Origin of the sequence: Caballeronia sp. SEWSISQ10-4 2 (assembly GCF_030464885.1) — a bacterium.
Classification (GTDB): domain Bacteria; phylum Pseudomonadota; class Gammaproteobacteria; order Burkholderiales; family Burkholderiaceae; genus Caballeronia.
Genome location: NZ_JALPRJ010000119.1, coordinates 1 through 18,720, shown reverse-complemented (window position 1 = coordinate 18,720; position 18,720 = coordinate 1). Strand labels below are relative to the sequence as shown.

Sequence of the window (18,720 nt, the reverse complement as noted above, 5' to 3'; positions counted from 1 at the left end):
GGGTATCGGTGTTCGGAGAGGTCGGGGTTCAAACATCCTTCAGTCTGGCGGGCACACCGTGCTATCCGGTGCCAAAAAGTGGGGCCTGCACGCTAGGGACGCTAGCTTGCCGGTGGTTGGGAGGCGTTTTCTTTGCTTCTGTTTCTTTTTCGCCGTTGTGTTGAAAAAAAGAAATGAAGTGCGGCCACTCACAGTGGCTAATAGTTATAAAGAGAAAATCCGACTCACGCAGACCACTAACCTTGAAAGCACCAACCCGGCATCACCCCCGACCACTAACGCCGAAAGCACCAATCCGCCTCCGCCCCATCCCCACGAGCCCAAGAAACCCAACCCCCGAGCGCCAGCGAAAATCCCCCCGAGTGCGAACGAAAACCCCTCGCCCAGTTACATATAGCGACCTTTTCTCATCGACAGAAACGCAACTTAACTTTTCGTTTCACCTGTCGTGAATTGGCGCCGCTACGATCTCGACATGACAGGAACTCCGCCTCGCTGCCGGATCTCTCTAATTTTCTGCTAAGTAAGCCCCCCTTGATCTTGTTCATATCGCTTGAGGTGACGAACGATCGTAAAGGAATGGCGAGTGTAGAAAGCGGTCAAGACCAAGATGTAAAGAAGCGCCTACCAGAGAACCTCTTACAACCATGGACAGCCTTCATCGCACGCTTTTATACGTTGGCGGTAAGCCAAACGAATCGCTTCTAAGGCGCCTTCGCGATTGCGCCTGGCTTGTCGTTCCGGCAATGAGCGCTAACACCATGGAAAAGCTGGCACGCGCGCCAATGGCAGGCCTGCTCGATTTGACTGATGGTATTCACGAAAACCGAATTGCACGGGTCGAACAGCTGTCACGTTCTTTGCTAGTGGCATGGGTCGCGCTGGTATCGCAAGAAACGCGAAAGTGGTCGGCCGTGCGAGACGTAATCGCAACACATTGCTTTGACTTTGTAACGGTACCGACATCGCATGAGCGGATCGTGAATGTAGTTGGCCAGGCTATTGGTATGGAGGTTCTCTGGTCCGAGGCGGAGCCGCCAGAGCTTAAGGATGCGTTAAGCGACAGCGTGATAGGTTCATCCGAGGCGATGCTGGAGCTTCATCGAACCATTGGAAAGGTCGCCGCGACTGATGCAACGGTTTTCATTTCGGGCGAATCGGGGACAGGCAAGGAATTGACCGCGCAAATGATTCACGCTCGGTCGGAGCGCCGCGATAAACCTTTCGTCGCCGTCAACTGCGGCGCCGTTCCGCACGATCTCCTGCATTCGGAACTGTTCGGCTACGAACGCGGCGCCTTCACCGGTGCTACGCAACGCAAGATAGGGCGCGTCGAACAGGCTCATGGCGGCACCTTGTTCCTGGACGAAATTGGCGACCTTCCTTCCGAAAGTCAGGCCGCGCTGCTGCGCTTTATCCAGGAACGCAAGATCGAACGGTTGGGCGGTCTTGAGAGTATCGACGTCGACGTACGGGTGATAACGGCAACGCATCAGGATATGCAAAGCGCCGTGGACGAAGGCCGCTTTAGAGCAGACCTTTTCTTTCGGCTTTGCGTGCTTCAGGTTCGGGAACCGCCTCTTCGCGTGAGAGGCAAGGACATCACCGAGCTTGCAGCACACACGCTTGAACGATTCAAAGATGAGCGCGAGCGTCGGATACACGGCTTCGCACCGGACGCGATCGCGGCATTGCATAACTACGGCTGGCCTGGGAATGTCCGGGAACTGATCAATCGTGTGCGACGCGCGATAGTTTTGTCTGACGGCAAATACATCACTGCCGAGGACCTTGAACTAACGGACTACGTGTTGCTCGCGCCAGACTCGCTTCGGGAAGCGCGAGCGGCGGCGGACCGGCGAGCAATCGAGCTCGCGCTATTTATGCACAGGGGCAGGGTTGTCGACGCCGCCCGTGGGCTTGGCATCTCGCGGGTGCATCTGCATCGGTTGATGCAAGAGCTGGGAATACCCCCGCGAGCAACCGTTGACGAAGTACACGATCTCAGTGCTACCGGGTGAAGCTTTCCGAGGCGGCCAATGAACCTCTGAATGTAAGGGATGGAGAATCATATGCGCTTGCTCGAGTCAATCGACCACACCGCGTGGGCCACATGCCAGCGGTGCGGAAACACCTATTCAGGCGGCCAACGATGCAGCCGATGTGGCCAAACGCCGACCTTCCTGCAACGTCTGGTAAGTTTTTCCAACCTCTCGAGCGGAAAGAAAGGCAGCTCACGCACCATCCTGCGTCGCACACGTTCGCGCGGCGCGTATCCGGGACTGGCGGAAACCGCGCTTCTTTTTGATCAGGAACGCAGGAGGCGCATGACGCGAATTGCGCTTGCTTGCGCGATTGGCGCTGTTGCAGTCGCGACCTATTTTTTCGCGGCACCTCATCTTGCTGGCATCGGTTTGCACCAGCAAGGCGATGACGCACATCTGCTTGTGGCAGGGCCGGTGATCAAAAGCGGTTCGGTGGCTGCACCAGGAACGAGCGCCTTCCCGGCACAGTCATCGCAATCGAATAGCGGCGGACATGCCGACACTAAATCCGTAATGAATGAGGACGTGCGAACGCAGAATCCTGACGTCAGCGAATTTTATCGCTCGTTGCAGAACCGGAATCTGTTCGTGGCCCACCGGCGTCTCGCCGGGATGTCAGAGAGCGGTAAAGATCGCAGCCAGTGGGAACAGATGCACGCCGACCTGGCCAGCCGCGAACATATGCGCGATGACTATATGCAACGCGCCAGGCACTGCCGTGACGTAGACGACTGGCGGTGCGTTTCCGAAAACGCCACGCAAGCGTCCGCCATCGACGCATCCAGCGTGCAGGCAAAACATCTTGTCGCCCGGGCAGCGAAAGAAATGGGCAATGGTTCGGGTGGGTAGCATAAAGGCGCGCTATCGGGCACCCTGCGTGATGTCGGCCAGAGCGTCTCTTACGTCGCTAATCAAAGCTGGCCACCCCGCCTCGCGCTGGCGGAACAGATACATATCGTTGGGGTACCACGGTGACCCGGATCCTGTTCGATGCCAGTGCCAGTCAACTGCCGTTTGCGGCAGCATCAGCCAGCACGCAACACCCAATGCACCGGCCACATGGGCGACCGCTGTATCGACGCAGATAACAAGATTGAGTTGCGCAATGATAGCGGCGGTATCGGCGAAATCGCGAATCTCCCGTCCGAGGCAAAGAAGGGGTTGCAGCGCTGTACACTCGTCGGCCTCGGTCTCGGCACCCCCTACCTGCAGGCTGAAAAACGGATTCCGTTGACGGACCATAGTGGCGCCAGATCGGAAAAATGACTCAATGACCGTTGTGCGTCGTTGTCGTGCCCGGGGTTACCTTTCCAAACAAGTCCTACTCGCAAGCCGTCACTGGGTAGACGTGCTTTCCACTTCTCCAGACGGTTCGTGAATACGCCGACATAGGGAATCGTCGCCGGGATCGACTCGATCGTCGTGCCCAGGCGCAAGGGCAGGCTCATCAACGTATCCCAGTAGTCGTGAGCGTGAAGGGCCCGGGGATCCGTTATCAGTGCATCGATGCCCGCCACCGTGCGCAGAAGTGGTGCGAGCAGGGGGTCGCAGATGACCGATATCTTTGCCGCACCTCGCGCTTTGAGCAAGGGCACGTAACGGACAAACTGTATCGTGTCTCCGTACCCTTGCTCTGGCAACAGCAACAGGGTCTTGCTACTCAAGTCCTCGCCGTTCCATTGAGGAAAGGGCAAGCGCTGATGCTCCCCAAATGCGTTCGATCGCGCTTCGTAATAGGTCCAGCCTTCCGTATAGCGTCCAGCGGCAAGAAGAAGCAGCCCCAGATTGAAGCGGGCTTCTGCAAAATCCGGCTTTAGTTCGAGAGCGCGGCGATACTCGATCTCAGCTTGCTCGTACTGCTGAAGATGTTCGAGCATACCCGCCCGGTTGTTGCGTATCTCCGCTGATTCCGGCAGCCGTTCGAGCGCGCGGTCATAGTGCGCTTCAGCTTCACTGAACCGCCCGGATCTCCGTAACAGGTTTGCCAGATTGTTGTGAGCCAGACCGTTGCGATCGTCTCTCTCAAGCAGGCGGCGGTAAGCGTGCTCCGCCTCCATCAGGTCGCCTCGTTGATAGGCTTCCAGTGCTGACTGCATAAGTTGCGAGTCCGCATGTCCGTGGTTTGCGAGCGTTTTTCGATTCATGGGACCTGTTGTTCGCACCAGATGTTGGCAGGAATCGTCATTCTGATCTCGGACGGGCGCACCGGTTCTTCAATGCGCATAGGCGACATCGTGCCTGGGCTGGCATCGGGGTGACGGATTAGCTGGTGCCGGTGTTACACATCGATTATAGGATCTCGGGACTACCCGGCAGTCGTTGCAGAACGGGCTCAATGCGTGGCCGGCTGCCGATACTTAATGGATCGCTTATCTCGAGCCTGCAAAAACCGCAAAAAAACATTACTCGACTCTCGTAAACCCGGTTGTCGTGCATCGCACGGACCGCCGTAAACAATGACAACAGCAAAGAATATCGGGCGCTGTGCCTGCCAACGAGGCGACGCGCTCCAGTGTCTTACGCGAACGGTCCTGACCGGCGCAGACGGGGCAGGCCAGAGTGAGTGAACGATGATCAAACTTTCGAACTTCCGCTTGACGACGCGAATTACGTCGGGCTTCGCAGTAATGGTGCTTCTGGTCGCCGGCGTGGGCACTATGGCGATCTGGGCGATGCAAAGTGCACTGGATGCCCACGCATCGGCCGCGTTACTCACACGGATGAACGCGATGTTGTGGATGGTCGGTGTTGCCTCGGTTTGCGCAGCAGCCGTTGGCATCGTGCTCGGCTGGGCGATTCGACGCAGCATCAAGATACCGGTCGAACGAGTGGTGGCGTCGGTCGGACGCATCGCGGGCGGAGATCTGGTTACCCGGATCGAATCGCACGGCCGGGATGAAATTGCATGGCTGAACCATGAACTTAACCAGATGCGCAAGAAGTTGCAGACCACGATCGCCGACGTACGGAATTCAGCCGAAGCCGTTGCCCTGGCGTCGGGCGAAATCGCCTCTGGAAACAATGATCTGAGCGTGCGTACCGAGCAACAGGCAATCAGCCTTCAGCGCACCGCACATTCAATGGACTCGCTGACCGACACAGTCAAGCACAACGCCGACAATGCGCAGCAGGCCAATCACCTGGCCGCCAAAGCAAGCGATGTCGCGATCAAGGGCGGCCGGGTGATGAACGAAGTCGTTGCGACGATGGGCGAAATTAACGCGAGCGCCAGCAAGATCGAGGACATCATCGGTGTAATCGACGGGATCGCGTTTCAAACCAATATCCTGGCGCTGAACGCAGCGGTCGAGGCGGCGCGTGCAGGTGAGCAAGGGCGAGGCTTCGCAGTGGTCGCCACGGAAGTGCGCGGACTGGCACAACGCAGCGCCGCCGCCGCGAAGGAGATCAAGGCGTTGATCGGCCAGTCGGTGACGAAGGTCGAGGCGGGTGTCCGGCTAGTCGATCTGGCAGGTAACACCATGGGTGAAATCCTGCAGAGCGTGGAACAGGTCACACAGATCATGAGCGAGATCAGCACCGCCAGCGCCGATCAGCGAGCCGGCATCGAGCAGGTCGACGAGGCTATCGCGGAGATAGAGAGCGTCACCCAGCAGAACGCCGCGCTGGTCGAGCAGGCTTCAGCCGCAGCAGGATCGTTGCAAGAGCAGTCGCAAACGCTCGCAAACGCGGTGAGAATTTTTCAGATCAAGAAGGCCTGACCCGGACAGCAGCACATCTATTGTGTCGCGCCGACCTGACGCAGTGCATCCGCTGCAACCGTGTTGCGTTGCGCGGTCGCCATTTGCAACGCGGTTCCGCCACGTGCGTCGACATGATTGACGTTAGCGCCGTGGGCGACAAGCACGGGAATCATATCGAGCCGGCCGAATAGCGCGGCAAACGACAGTGCCGTTTCCCCCGCGTTGTTGGTTTGATCGATATCGCAACGCGTGTCGAGCAGTATCTTTGCAATGTTCGTCTCGCCCTTGAAGAGCGCGCCCATCAAAGCCGTGTTGCCGTGTACGTCGGCGGCGCAAGCGTTGGCTCCCGCTGCAAGAAGCGCCTTCAAGGTATCAGGGTGATTGTCGTATGCGCTAAGGATGAGTGCGGTATATCCCTGGGACGTCTTCGTCTCCAGCGGGTAATGTGCATCGATCAGCGCCTGCACAATATCCGTACGCCCGGCACGCGCGGCGGCAAACCAGTCATCCGAAATTCGCTTGGCATCGACAGGTCCCGAATAGCCGCCCGATACATAGGCGTGCTCCGCACAACCCGCCATCAACAGTGCTGCGATGGCGGTGACCATGGCGGCGCGAACAAGATGCCGCGCCGTGGAAAAGCATCGCATTATGTTCTCCGTGGTGAACCGTATTCAACCCACAGGGAGCCCGCTTGGCGCAGGCTCCCTTGGTGCTTCAGTTTTCGCTCAGGTGCGCTGCCGCATCCTTCACCCGCGCAACATCCGCGTTGGTCGCACGTGCAAGGCGAGTACCGTAGTCGGCATCGGCCTTATAGAAGTACGAAAGCATGGCGTACTTGTTCGCGTCGTTGGTGACGCGGCCAAGGTCGCCCGACAGCGCCGTGATGAGGTCGGTCTTCCCGGTTTCAGACAGCGTCCGGTAGTACTCACCGGCCTGACGGAAGTCGAGCGTCTTATGGATCGCTCTTTGCTGTGTCGTGCCCGTGAGCGGCGTCTGCACGGACTTGTACTTGTCCTGCTGGGCGATCTCAGCGACTCCGGAAGGCTCGTAGTTCACCTCACCCTTTCGATCCCCGGCATTCATGAAGCCGTCCTGGTTGTTATTGCTGACCGGGACGACCGGGCGATTGATCGGAAGCTGGTTGTAGTTCGGGCCAAGGCGATACATCTGCGTGTCGGCGTAAGAGAACAAGCGTCCCTGCAACATCCGGTCCTCGGAAGGCTCGATGCCCGGCACGAGCCGCGAGGGCGCGAATGCCGACTCTTCCGTCGACTCGAAGTAGTTATCCGGAATGCGGTTGAGCGTCATCGTGCCAACCTTCTGCTCAGGGATGGACGATGGCCACACCTTCGTGTCGTCAAGCGCATCGAAATCGAACTTGTTCAGATCCTTGGGCGAGAGCACCTGGATGTACAGGTCCCACTGCGGATACGATTGCGCCTTGACCGAGTTGTACAGGTCGTTGGTCATCAAATTCCAGTCGGCGCCGATCGAATGCGGGATGTCCTGAGGCCGAATGCCTTCGACCCCTTGACGGCTCTTCCAGTGAAACTTCACGTAGTGAGCTTCCCCCTTGGCATTGACGAACTTGAACGCGTGCACGCCATAGCCGTCCATGTGCCTGTATGAATCCGGCATGCCCTCGTCCGTGTAAAGGTGCGTGAGCATATTCGTCGCTTCCGGCGAATGGGCGAAGAAGTCGAATGCCAGGTTCGGGTCCTGCACACCCGTCACGGCCGATGGTTTGTTCGCATGCACGAAGTCCGGGAACTTGATGGCGTCGCGAATGAAGAAGATCGGCCAGTTGATACCGACCATGTCCCAATTGCCCTGCTGCGTGTAGAACTTGATAGCAAAACCACGCGGATCGCGTGCTTGCTCCGGCGATCCACGATAGCCCATCACCGTCGAGAATCGCACGAACACCGGCGTCTTCGTCCCAGGAGTGAAAACCGCAGCCTCGGTCAGCGAACTGATGTCGCTGGTCGGAACGAACTCGCCGAAAATCCCCGTGCCCCGTGCATGCACGACGCGTTCGGGTATGCGCTCCCGATCGAAGCGTTGCAGCTTTTCGATGAGATGCGAGTCCTGTAGAAGAACCGGGCCTTCGGGCCCTGCCGTCTGGGAATTCTGGTTATCGCCGACTGGCGATCCGCTATCCGCGGTCATGCCTTCAGCGTAAGCGAATTGGGCAATCGCTATTGCCGAGATAAACGAGAAGGTACTTGCGGCGATTTGTTTCTTGGATATTTTCACGTTGTATTCCTGTTTCAGTTGGAAACCGCAGGAATACTAGAACCCGGTCATTCGACGCGCCAATCTCTTTTTTCTATGACAGCAATAGCAATTCGTTTTTCGGGGATTAAGAAACATTACAGAAGTAAAAGAAAATTGGATTAATTCTTGTTGTATGAGCGGTGTTCTTCTGATAAGTCGCCGAATATATGACGCGAATGTGAAGGCAGTGAGTTATTGCGGTTTTCAGGGAAAAATCAGATCAAGGCGTCTTTGCATTGCTGTTTCATAAACAATACGTGCTCCGTTTGCAGCGCTGCGAGGGGTCTGCTGTGGCGTTGTCATGCCCAACGGCGACTGTGATTGCCGGGGACGAGGTTGTGTGAGAGCACTGACAGGCGCTGTCAAGCCTGGCTCGAATGGAGCAAATCACAATTGCGCGATTTTTGGGATATCGTTTATGAAGTATTGATTGTTTGGCTTTGATTTCTAAGAAATATTTTATTGTGACGTAGATCACTAAAGAATTAAATTACCAGGAAGTATGGGAGCAAGAATCGTTGAGCAGATCGGAAGGCCTGACCGGATACGGGCCCCAATTGCTATCACGCACCCCTATCAATACATCGCAGATACCTTCGAATTTCGTGACAAAAACAATCGCGGAAATATCCCGCGTCGCTAGTTCATGAAACTGCACTTGATGCGGTTAATAATTCGTATTCGTGCGCTAAGCTCGTGGAACTAAACGAGGACGCGGACCGGGAAAATCCACATTCGGCATGAGATAAAAGCATCCAACTCGACTAGCCCTTGCAACCACCTCGCGCGGTATCGCTTAGCACTTAACTGGTCCTGGGCAGTTGACCACCACGAGCAATACGCACCTTGCGCCACATATTCATCCGACCGATCAGGATGTCCGCGACGCGAAAAAAATATTTGCATAGCGACCGGAATAGCGGGATGGGTAGTCGTGTTCGTCCCATTGCAAACCGCAAACTTTCCAGGAATTGAAAATGAAAATCCGTCGCGCTACGTTACTCCTGTCGCTCATCGCCAGTGCCTTCATTTCAGCGGGTGCCATGGCTCAGCAGACTCAACCTGCCAAAGGTCCCGTCAAGAACATCGTGCTGGTCCATGGCGCGTTTGTTGGTGGTTCGGGCTGGAGGCCGGTCTTCGATATTCTGACCAAGGACGGTTATAACGTCACCCTGGTCCAGGAACCGCTGACGTCGTTCGCGGAAGATGTGACCGCGACCAAGCGCATTCTCGATCGTCAGGACGGACCGGCTATCCTGGTTGGTCATAGCTACGGCGGCGCGATCATCACCTCGGCCGGAAACGACTCCCATGTCGCCGGTCTGGTCTATATTGCGGCTCACGCGCTGGACACGGGCGAGACCGAAGTTGGCAACGGCAAGAAGTTTCCGAATTCCGCAAGGCCGCTCGTGAAGACACCGGACGGTTTTCTGTTCCTCGATCCGGCCAATTACCCGGCCGACTTCGCCGCCGACCTGCCGTTGAAGCAAGCGCAATTTGAAGCCCGCGCGCAAATGCCGACATCGGCCGCGGTTTTCTCGACCGCAATGACCGATCCCGCATGGAAGGTGAAGCCTAGCTGGTACATGGTCGCGAAATCGGACAAGGTCATCAATCCTGACCTGGAACGGATGTACGCAGCGCGTGCGCACAGCCATACCGTCGAGATCGCCGGCGCGAGTCACTCGGTCTATGAATCGCATCCCAAGGAAGTAGCGGCCTTGATCGAGCAAGCTGCCGAGCACGCACAGGACTAAGCTTCATTTTCAGAACGAAGGGTGGGGCAGGGCAACAATCTCTGGATGGTTCGACTCAAAATAGATAGGAATGCTGATATCTGGATAGAGTCGAATTTCTCAGCGATCCGGGTCCTTCAGTCCCTCACTTACAAGACCGGCTGCCTCTCGTTCCAGCCACGAACGAAAGGCAACGACAAGCGTGTCCGCTTCCTTCGCCTCGGGCACGTAGGTGCAGTAACTGCGGGCAGGCAGAAGGGGGCCGGCAAATGGCGCAGCCAGACGCCCACACGCCAGGTCATCCGCTATCAGCGCTGTCGGCCCCATCGCCACACCAATCCCGTCAAGCGCCGCTTGCAGAGTGAGATAGAAGTGATCGAGCGTCAGCGTCGTAACCGGTTTGAGATCGGCAACACCCGCCTTGGCGAGCCAGTCGCCCCAGATCCTGGGCAGGCTCGACGTATGCAGGAGCGTGTGATGAATCAGGTCGCGCGGTGATCGAAGCGGCAGACGATCAAGAAGGGCGGGTCTGCAAACGGGCAGGCGCTCCTCCGTGAGAAAAGGGCGCATTGCATAACCGTAGAAGGTGTCGGGCCCACCGCGAATGATGATGTCATAAGTGTCTTGCAAGGCTTCTACCGGTTCATTCGACGTCTTCAACCTGATCTCGACGCCGGGATACTGCTGCTGAAAATTCGCTAGCCTGGGAACCAGCCATCGCAACGCGAACGTGGCAGGTCCATTGACTCGCAGCACACGCGGCTCGGCATCTCCCGTAGCGCCATATCTTGCGGTCGCAGCGGCAACCTGCTCGAACGCAGGTCCTATTTCGGCAAGATAGGCACGCGCCGCCGGCGTCAAAACCACGCGCCGGTTGTGCCGCTCGAATAACGGTGCCCCTAGCCATTCCTCGAGCAGACGGACATGCTGGCTGACCGCACCGTGAGTCACATGCAATTCGGCTGCAGCAGCCTTGAAACTGCCGAGTCGCGCGGCGGCTTCAAAGGCGCGCAACGCATTGAGTGGAGGTAAGGGACGTTGCATTCAGGTCAATTTTTCTAACGCGAAGCGGAAGATTTAATGGTTTGTCATCACTTGTCACGAGAGATATAGTCGCCGCAAAAGGTTTCGGGAGCAATCGCTTTGTCTACCAGTGTGGTGTTACTTGTCCTCTTCGCGGCGCTGCTGCATGCCAGTTGGAATGCGCTCGTGAAAGCCAGCCTGGACATCGTTCTGGTGACTAGCGGGTCTGCCGTGTTTTCCGCTGTGGCGCTTCCGTTCCTCTCGCTGCCCGTGCCGGCAAGCTGGCCGTACGTGGGCGCATCCGTCGTGATTCACATCGCTTATTTCGCGCTGATCGGGGCCGCCTACCGCAGCGGCGACATGAGCCATGCGTACCCGCTGATGCGTGGCGCGCCGCCTTTGCTCGTCGCGCTTGCGAGCGGCCCGGTGATGGGAGAACGACTCGCCGCAGGAGAGTGGGGCGGCATCCTGCTGATATGCGGCGGCATTCTCGGCCTTTTTCTGGCGGGGCGGCGCAGCGGTGTTGTGAGCACGGCATCGACCGGGTTCGCGCTGGTCAATGCGGTGGTGATAGCGGGCTATACCATCGTGGATGGAACCGGTGTCCGCTTGTCCGGGCATCCCGTTGCCTACACGATGTGGATCTTCCTGCTGACCGCGCCTCCGATGTTGGCATGGGCGCTGCTGCGCCGGCGGGTCGACATCGTCCGGCATGTCCATGCGCGCTGGCACCTGGCCCTGATCGGTGGGGCATGTACGCTGGGCGCTTATATCCTCGTGCTCTGGGCCATGACGCAGGCACCCATCGCGATGGTCGCCGCGCTGCGTGAGACCGCCATCATCTTTGGAACGGGGCTGTCTGCATTCGTGCTTAAGGAGCGGTTCGGATGGGGTCGTCCCGCCGCTGCGGCCATCATCTTGCTGGGTGTGATCGCGATCAAACTCGCCTAGGCGCCATGAAGGGTTTGTATAAGTTTTGAGAGCGAGCGCTGCCCGGTCACTGCGATAGCGTGCTAATCCATAACGCTTCCGAAAAAAGCCCTGGCAAGTCGCCCCAGATTTGCGCCGGACCGAGCTTGGATGACGGTTCGAAGTCGTAACCGACAAGACTCGGTGCGCCACCGGTGAAGTAGAAATCGCCGAGCCTGGCATTTGCGCGCTTGAACAGCACCAGCGTTTCATTCCGGCTACGCCGTACAAGTGCGGGAACCGCGTCGGCATAGGATGATTCATGCAGGGTGGCGACCTTGAGGGTCTCGCCGAACTGCGGGCCGCCTTTCATTTGCCACACATCGATATTGGGTCCATCGCCTCGTGGCTGAAGCACGACGAGATCGTCGAACCCATCGCCGTCCACATCGCCCGCCACGACCTTCGCGAAAGCGGGTGCGAACTCCGCATAGGTATTACCGCGCAGCTGGCCGTTGAACGCGCTGCCCGAACTGGCGAGCTGCGTGACAGCCATCGCCGAATTCACTGTTTCGATCGCGATCAAGCCAGTGCGCTGCGATCCTGCCACGCGCGCTGGCAGGAAGCGCGCATTCGTACCAAGTCCGCTTGCCTTCATCCAGAGCGCGGGTGTCTGCCCGGTCATGCCCTCGCTCGCGACTACCCAAAGGTCGAGCGTGGCGTCGCTGCGTTTTTGCGCGATCATCACGCCGGCGCGGCCACTGCCGTCGAAGTTTCCGGCGACGTATTGCTGCGCGCTGGCAGGCGTCAAGGCAGAGGAGGTCTGGTACCAGAGGCGCGGCGCCTCGAAGCGCGTACCGGTGCTGCGCATCAGCCAGAAGGCGGTGCCGCCGTTACGCGGAGCGATGACCATCAGGTCGTCGCGTCCGGTGCCTTCAAAGTCTCCAAGCAGGAAACGCACGCTGTCGAAGCACAGTGTGTCACCGGCGCATGTGGCGGTGCCGGCATGGGCGTCGAACGGCACCGCGTTCATATACCACGGCGCGGCAGTCGGCAGCCGCGACATGTCCGCGACCCACACGTTGAAGCCCGGTCCATCCCGGCGACGCTGCACGTAGACCGTGCTGGTCCGCTTTTCGCCGTCGACGTCTCCTCGAACGTCCCCGTACATTGCTGCGTCCTGGCGCAGATCGGTCCATTGCGAGTGAGGTGTGGGCGCCCATCGCGATTCCGCGGTCAGCGACGAGCAGCGCCCGGCCAACAACGTGCCGTCATGTGCCGCGAGGCAATGTCCGAGCGGGGTGTACACGAGGCCGAAGTCCCACGGCGTCCATTTCTGAGCCGCATCATTTTGACTGCACGGTTCTTCGATCAGGTTCCCGCTGCGTTCCGCGACGCACTGCTGCGTCGATTCATCGACGAGCTGCGAGTTGTTCTTCGTGCCCGGCATGGCCGGCACCGGTTGCCAGTGCCAGTCCTGCGTCTTCGCGCCCGAGCAGGCAGCGAGTGTCGGCTTGCCGTTCGCGCCGGCCGAAGTCAGGCACTGGCTCGAGTACTCGTTGACAAGGTTGCTCGAGCGCGGTCGGAACTCCAGGCCGGCCGAACTCGAACTGGACTCGGTCCAGTAGCGGCGCGCAATCCAGTTGCCGTCCCACTGATATTCGCCGAAGACGTGCTCGCCGTTGTCGTCGCCATCGATGGCGAAGTAAGACGCCACGTCGTCACGCTTGTTCTGCGTATCGCCGGCGCTGAGGTTTTTCGGCATGCCTCCGGTCGGATACGTGACGTGATAACCAATCGGAATGTTCCGGTTGAGACCCTGGGCAACCATGCGCGTGATCCTCGCGGCATAGATGTGGTCAGGGTGTTCGATGAAAGGCACCGTGTCCGGGTTCAGCGTGTAGATCGCGGTCGCCGAAGCGAGGATCTGCTTGAGCGTGGCTACCGTCTCCGCGCGGTCGTAGTGAGTGGCGCCGGAGCCGTCGTTGTTGATGGGATAGGTGTTGATGGTTTCACCCTGGTCCCACATCAGGCCGAGCGGCACCTTGCCGCCGCGCACTCCGCCGCCTGGCATCCGCAGTTCTAGCAGCGTTACCTTCGGCTGCTGTTTCAGCACCATCTGGTGGACGGGTTTGCCGGCGAACATGACCGTCGATTCGATCCAGTCGTCCGGTACGCCCGCCATGCGCGCATAGGCCAGGCGTGTACCTTTCTCGCGCAGTTTCACATAGTCGAAGTTTGCGCCGTTAGCGCCGCCGATCAGATGCACGGTGGTGACGCACCAGCCCGCCTCCAGCTTGTCGCTGATGCCAGGATTGACGAAGAGCAGGTCGTCGTCGAGGTGGGCAACAACGGTGACAAGCGTGCCGGCATGGCAATCGGCTGCACGTGCGCTGACGGGTGCGAGCATCGCGCCCATCCCCGCCAGCAGTAGCAGTAGCACAGCAGCCGATCCCGACAGCCGACGGCATGTTCGCATGACACCCCCGTATGACATTTTCATTTTTGTTTGGCCCACGTAATTATTGGCCTACGTAAGCCGGCCGCCCGATCACACGTCAGGCAAGCGATGCAGCCTGCGTTCCGGACACTAGCGCAAACACTTGCCATGCGGCGAACGCCGTGATGAAAAGGGCGCCCGCGAGAGCCAGGCCAAAACGAACTCTTTCGATTTTCTGGTGCCTGAAAACAACCGCTTTCGATACCATCCGGTTCATCGACAAACTCGTCATGCCGATCGCCAGGACCGTGCACGCGACGCCTGCGCCCATCGCCAACGACGCAAGCACGCCTACTATAAAAACCTTGTTTGCCAGCGCCGCAGTCAAGACAAAGATGGCACCTACGCATGGACGCACACCGACTGCAACGCCCGTCATAAGTATCTCTTTGCGGACCCGGGATGGTCCTCGCTCAGCGTCCGTTCGCGTCCAGCGTGCACGGGAACGTCGTTGAGCGACGAGACTCGCGCCAAGATACCGGGCTTGGTCCTTCTCATCCGACCCCGCCTGTACCAGGCTCACGTGTTTCTTCGGCACGAGCTCCAGACGATCGACGTCGCAACAATCGCGCCTGGTGACGACCGACCATAACGTCCACGCACCGACGCAGAGCAAGACAATATAGCTGGCGAGTTCAAGACTCGACGCCCGGGTCAATACGCCGCGCAGTCCCTCGCGGCTCAACCATGCCACGCCTCCAACGAGAACAATCGCGGACATCGACTGGACCAGCGCGCTCCATCCGCTCAGAAGGGCGGCATCGACAAAACGCGCCCGGTGCGACGCCAGATACGCGCTGACGACGATCTTGCCGTGTCCCGGTCCCAGTGCATGCAACACGCCGTACGCGAACGAACACAGCACGATCATCCCGGTGGTGAACAGGTCTGACCCATCGCGCTCGTTCGCGAGCGTCTCCTGCAATTGTTCGTTCAGCGTGCTTTGCAAATGGATGCTGGCGTTCACTGCATCGCGAATGATAGATGGCATCGCGCCGAGTGCAGGTCGAGCTGCATCGGCTGTGTTGGCAGCGCTTGGCGTACCGGTCGAAGTGCGCCCGAAGACGTCCGTGGTTTGAGCAAGGACGCTAAGCGAAGCGAACATCATGACGACAGCCAGACACCCGTCAATCGCCTTGCGATGTCCGCCGCCGAGCCAGCTTACGAAGCATGTCAGCACAATAGCCTGCTCGCTTGAGGAAAGAGGGTGCCGCCGAAAATCGGGTGGTCGTGATCCTCGAATGGCTCGGTCCGGCACGTACCCGGCTTGCCGGTACTGAGCGTCAACATGGGCTGCGCGGCATTTTCAAAATCGACGAAAAACGTATCGTCCCAGACACCGAGCGTCACTCGCGCACGCTTGACGTCCACCGGTTTTACGAGCGGCATCAGAAATCGATATACAACGTGGCCGTCCTCGATACCGACACTGAAGTCACGTGGTTCGCCCAGAGCAGCGGCCTTGCCATCGGCAAAAACATGCGTGAAATAATCCGCGCCCTTAAGCGATGAAAAGGCCTGAGCCTTGAACGTCGCCGTGTAACTTGCGTTGAGCGGACCGGACTTTGGCATGCTGGAGAAATCGCCGACCATCGAAAACGGGAAGCCTTTCGAGAAGGTCCACGTCTCCTGCACGGCAACGAGCAGCGTTCCTTGCGTCTGGGCGACCATCGAGTAATTGATCCACACATGCGGATGCGCCCGGGCAGAGGCAGGAAGCGCAGCAAGCAAAAGGACGCAGCACGCGGGCAGCAGATAGCGATGAAACCAGCGGGATACCCGCGAGCACGGCCCATTGAACGTTCCGGTCAGAGCATTAGCATCTGCGCTGGCCTTCGGCCCTGTTAGCGCGGTCCGGACAGGACATAGCCTCATGTAGCGCACGTAACGCACGTAACGCACGTAACGCCGGTTAGCTTTCAGAAAGCTCACGCTCATGTCACCCTCGCAGTGACGAAACATGCCTATGTTCGCCCGCTTTATAGCATGGCGTTTTTCTATTGCGCGCAAGATGCAGCCCAGGCATCCAGTCCGGCGAGACAGCCATCAAGAAACCTTGCTCTTCCAAATCAAGTTGCGGCACGATGCGCCAATGATAAAACTCATTTTTATCGCACCCTCGGGTGCGACATCGTTCGGGGACGCACAATGCGCTTTAACTTATTGAAGGGCGTCCTGCCGCTCGGCCCCGCTGCGGCGCTCCGGGATCTCCTGGCTGGTGTGACGCTCGCGTCAATGGACATCCCGCAAGTACTGGGTTACGCGCGCATAGCGGGAATGCCGGCCGTGACCGGTCTTTACACTGCATTTTTACCGCTCCTGGCATTCGCGATCTTTGGCGCGTCTCGTCATCTGGTCGTCGCAGCGGACTCCGCGACGGCCACGATCTTCGCCAGCCGGCTGTCGACCATGGCAACGACCGGAAGCCCGCAGTACATGGCGCTCGCCGGGGTCGTTGCACTGCTGACTGCCGGACTGCTGCTGATCGCGCGGATCTTCAAGCTCGGTTTCCTGGCCGATTTTCTATCCCGCACCGTCTTGCTCGGCTTCCTGGCCGGTGTCGGCATTCAGGTCGGCGTCGCCATGCTGGGCGACATGCTCGGCGTCCACGTGGGGGCGTCGCGGACCGTGGGGCAGATCGGATCGATTGTCCTCCACTTGCCTCAGCTGTCGGTTCCGACACTGGGCATCTCGGTGGCGGTGGTGAGCTGCATTCTCATTTTCAAGTTCCTTTTGCCGCGTCTTCCCGTCGCCATGTTCGCAGTGGTCGGCGGCATTACGGCAAGTTATGCCTACGACTTCGCCGGACATGGAATCGCGGTCGTCGGTCCGGTTGCCGGAGGCCCGCCCGCGCTGAACTTCCCGCTCGCCACCTGGGAGCAGACGCTGGACCTGGTACCCGTGGCCGCTTCGTGTTTTGTCATGATCATCGCGCAAAGCGTCGCGGCGGGCCGCGTGTTTGCGGAGCGTTATCACGAACCCATCGACGCCGATGCCGACATCCTTGGGATAGCGGCAGCCAACGCAGTTGCGTCGTTGAGCGGGGCGTTCGTGGTCAACGGCAGCCCGACACAGACCGCTATGGCGGATCGCGCCGGTGCACGCAGCCAGTTCGCGCAAGTGGTTTTCGCGGGCGTCGTGGGCGTGGTGTTGCTGTTCTTCAGCAAGTGGCTACAGTACCTTCCGCACTGCGTGCTGGCGGGCATCGTCTTCACGATCGCCATTGGGCTGATCGACGTGAAAAGTCTTTACGCCATCCGCCGCGAAAGTCCCGGCGAACTCACGCTGGCGCTTGTCACGGCCATAGCTGTGGTGGTCATCGGCGTGGAGGATGGAATACTTCTCGCGGTCGCGTTGTCGTTGCTGCGCCACGTACGCCATAGCTATCATCCGCACACCATGATGCTGGCGCCCACTGTGGCCACAGGCGGACGCTGGGCACCCGTGCCCGCAGCACCGGGCACTCAGACGGCACCCGGCCTGATCGTTTACCGCTTCGGCGCCGACCTGTTTTTCGCGAACGATCATTTTTTCGTCGACGATGTGCGTCACCTGCTCGACCGCGCACCCACGCCGGTCCGCTGGTTCATCGTCGATGCCGGCGCCATCACGGATCTGGATTTTTCGGCGGCAAGGACCCTCGCTGAGTTCTGCGAGGGTCTGAAGCAGCGTGGCATCGACGTGCTGTTTGCGCGCGTCAACCAGTATCTGCGAGCCGATATGGACCGCCACGGAATCACGGCTGTGTTGGGGGAAACACACCTCTTCGAGACACTGCATGGGGCGCTTGTCGCGGCTGGATTCGATCCGTCGGTGGCCTCGAGCACGCATTAGCGATGCACCGGACGGGACAGGCAAGACGCCGCGCCGCAGCAAGCCCCAAAGCTGAGCGCGGCGTAGAACAGCCATCGTCAATCGTCGATTCGGGTCGTGCAGAAAGGCCTAAAGTTTCAAAACTGCAGGCCGTTATAGCGTGGTCGTACGACGTTATACCGCGGTCGTCACCGTTAGATGGCCTTCTAACATTACGGAAAAACCATGCGCCTTCTGCTCGCAATTTTCTTGCCCTGGCTTCAGTTCTTCACGATTGGCCGGCCGTTTGCCGGGATCATTTGCCTTGCGCTTCAAGTCACGGTTATCGGCTGGGTCCCCGCGGCGATCTGGTCGGTCTACGCGCTGAGCGAATACAAGACCGACCGGAAATTCGTGCGCGCGGTCGCAGGACGGTAGGAAGAACTGACGGGCAGGGCGCGCGCGGGATTGCGGAGATCGCTCTGGCTGGAATCGCGGCGGCGATCACTAATGCTGTTCATCACGCGACCGGTGTGCGGGTCCGGCGACGGGACGGTGACCGGAGACATCGCATTCGGCGATGCCTTTTACTTTTATACCGATGGCGCGCCCCATGATCTCGCGGTGCACCGCCCCAACGAGATATCAGGTGCATGCGGCTGACCTAGTACAACATCCTGTAAATAAGTTGAATATTTAGCGATCTGTTTTTATCATGGAGAGATGAGCCGAGG

16 protein-coding genes are annotated in these 18,720 nt (G+C 59.0%); 8 read left to right on the top strand and 8 right to left on the bottom strand.

The genetic code is table 11. The annotated features are described in order from the left end of the window. Positions 1 to 647 precede the first annotated feature (647 nt). Positions 648 to 2,021 (top strand): sigma-54 dependent transcriptional regulator, encoded by a 1,374-nt coding sequence (locus M0D69_RS40165; RefSeq protein WP_301787356.1) that lies wholly within the window; start codon positions 648 to 650, stop codon positions 2,019 to 2,021. A gap of 306 nt (positions 2,022 to 2,327) precedes the next feature. Then, positions 2,328 to 2,894, top strand: coding sequence for a hypothetical protein (locus tag M0D69_RS40160; RefSeq protein ID WP_301787355.1), 567 nt, complete (start codon positions 2,328 to 2,330; stop codon positions 2,892 to 2,894). Positions 2,895 to 2,906: 12 nt separating this feature from the next. On the opposite strand, the gene M0D69_RS40155 is transcribed toward M0D69_RS40160, so the two are convergent. Together M0D69_RS40155 and M0D69_RS40150 are read right to left on the bottom strand one after the other, a co-directional pair. Beyond that, on the bottom strand, positions 2,907 to 3,287 hold the full coding sequence (locus tag M0D69_RS40155) for a glycosyltransferase family 9 protein (protein ID WP_301787354.1): 381 nt from the start codon (positions 3,285 to 3,287) through the stop codon (positions 2,907 to 2,909). Then, complete coding sequence (locus M0D69_RS40150; RefSeq protein WP_301787353.1) at positions 3,248 to 4,189, bottom strand: tetratricopeptide repeat protein; 942 nt, start codon at positions 4,187 to 4,189, stop codon at positions 3,248 to 3,250. The genes M0D69_RS40155 and M0D69_RS40150 overlap by 40 nt, the downstream gene beginning before the upstream one ends. 426 nt (positions 4,190 to 4,615) lie before the next feature. Between M0D69_RS40150 and M0D69_RS40145 the strand changes: the two genes are divergently transcribed. Next, positions 4,616 to 5,764, top strand: coding sequence for a methyl-accepting chemotaxis protein (locus tag M0D69_RS40145; RefSeq protein WP_301787352.1), 1,149 nt, complete (start codon positions 4,616 to 4,618; stop codon positions 5,762 to 5,764). 17 nt (positions 5,765 to 5,781) lie between these two features. Here M0D69_RS40145 and M0D69_RS40140 read toward each other — a convergent pair whose 3' ends face one another. Together M0D69_RS40140 and M0D69_RS40135 are read right to left on the bottom strand one after the other, a co-directional pair. Next, complete coding sequence (locus tag M0D69_RS40140; RefSeq protein ID WP_301787351.1) at positions 5,782 to 6,396, bottom strand: ankyrin repeat domain-containing protein; 615 nt, start codon at positions 6,394 to 6,396, stop codon at positions 5,782 to 5,784. A gap of 67 nt (positions 6,397 to 6,463) precedes the next feature. Further along, the gene (locus M0D69_RS40135; RefSeq protein WP_301787357.1) at positions 6,464 to 7,918 is read right to left on the bottom strand and encodes a catalase; all 1,455 of its coding nucleotides are present in this window, start codon (positions 7,916 to 7,918) and stop codon (positions 6,464 to 6,466) included. A gap of 1,085 nt (positions 7,919 to 9,003) precedes the next feature. Between M0D69_RS40135 and M0D69_RS40130 the strand changes: the two genes are divergently transcribed. Next, entirely contained in the window at positions 9,004 to 9,783 is a 780-nt protein-coding gene (locus M0D69_RS40130; protein WP_301787350.1) for an alpha/beta hydrolase, read from the top strand. Between the two features lie 99 nt (positions 9,784 to 9,882). Here the strand turns inward: M0D69_RS40130 and gcvA are convergent, their stop codons facing one another. Then, complete coding sequence (gene gcvA / locus M0D69_RS40125) at positions 9,883 to 10,806, bottom strand: transcriptional regulator GcvA (protein ID WP_301787349.1); 924 nt, start codon at positions 10,804 to 10,806, stop codon at positions 9,883 to 9,885. Between the two features lie 99 nt (positions 10,807 to 10,905). Between gcvA and M0D69_RS40120 the strand changes: the two genes are divergently transcribed. Continuing rightward, entirely contained in the window at positions 10,906 to 11,736 is an 831-nt protein-coding gene (locus M0D69_RS40120) for a DMT family transporter (protein ID WP_301787348.1), read from the top strand. A gap of 46 nt (positions 11,737 to 11,782) precedes the next feature. Here M0D69_RS40120 and M0D69_RS40115 read toward each other — a convergent pair whose 3' ends face one another. From M0D69_RS40115 to M0D69_RS40105, 3 genes are all read right to left on the bottom strand, one after another. Then, positions 11,783 to 14,173 (bottom strand): PIG-L family deacetylase, encoded by a 2,391-nt coding sequence (locus tag M0D69_RS40115; RefSeq protein WP_301787347.1) that lies wholly within the window; start codon positions 14,171 to 14,173, stop codon positions 11,783 to 11,785. A 79-nt stretch (positions 14,174 to 14,252) separates the two neighbouring features. Next, entirely contained in the window at positions 14,253 to 15,374 is a 1,122-nt protein-coding gene (locus M0D69_RS40110) for a nickel/cobalt transporter (protein WP_301787346.1), read from the bottom strand. Continuing rightward, positions 15,368 to 16,132 (bottom strand): DUF1007 family protein, encoded by a 765-nt coding sequence (locus M0D69_RS40105; protein ID WP_301787345.1) that lies wholly within the window; start codon positions 16,130 to 16,132, stop codon positions 15,368 to 15,370. The genes M0D69_RS40110 and M0D69_RS40105 overlap by 7 nt, the downstream gene beginning before the upstream one ends. Before the next feature lie 210 nt (positions 16,133 to 16,342). Here M0D69_RS40105 and M0D69_RS40100 point away from each other — a divergent pair, with 210 nt between their 5' ends. From M0D69_RS40100 to M0D69_RS40090, 3 genes are all read left to right on the top strand, one after another. Then, the gene (locus M0D69_RS40100) at positions 16,343 to 18,028 is read left to right on the top strand and encodes a SulP family inorganic anion transporter (RefSeq protein ID WP_301787344.1); all 1,686 of its coding nucleotides are present in this window, start codon (positions 16,343 to 16,345) and stop codon (positions 18,026 to 18,028) included. A gap of 204 nt (positions 18,029 to 18,232) precedes the next feature. Beyond that, positions 18,233 to 18,424 (top strand): YqaE/Pmp3 family membrane protein, encoded by a 192-nt coding sequence (locus M0D69_RS40095; protein WP_301787343.1) that lies wholly within the window; start codon positions 18,233 to 18,235, stop codon positions 18,422 to 18,424. A gap of 72 nt (positions 18,425 to 18,496) precedes the next feature. After that, positions 18,497 to 18,649, top strand: a complete 153-nt coding sequence (locus M0D69_RS40090) for a hypothetical protein (protein WP_301787358.1) — start codon at positions 18,497 to 18,499, stop codon at positions 18,647 to 18,649. Positions 18,650 to 18,720 lie beyond the last annotated feature (71 nt).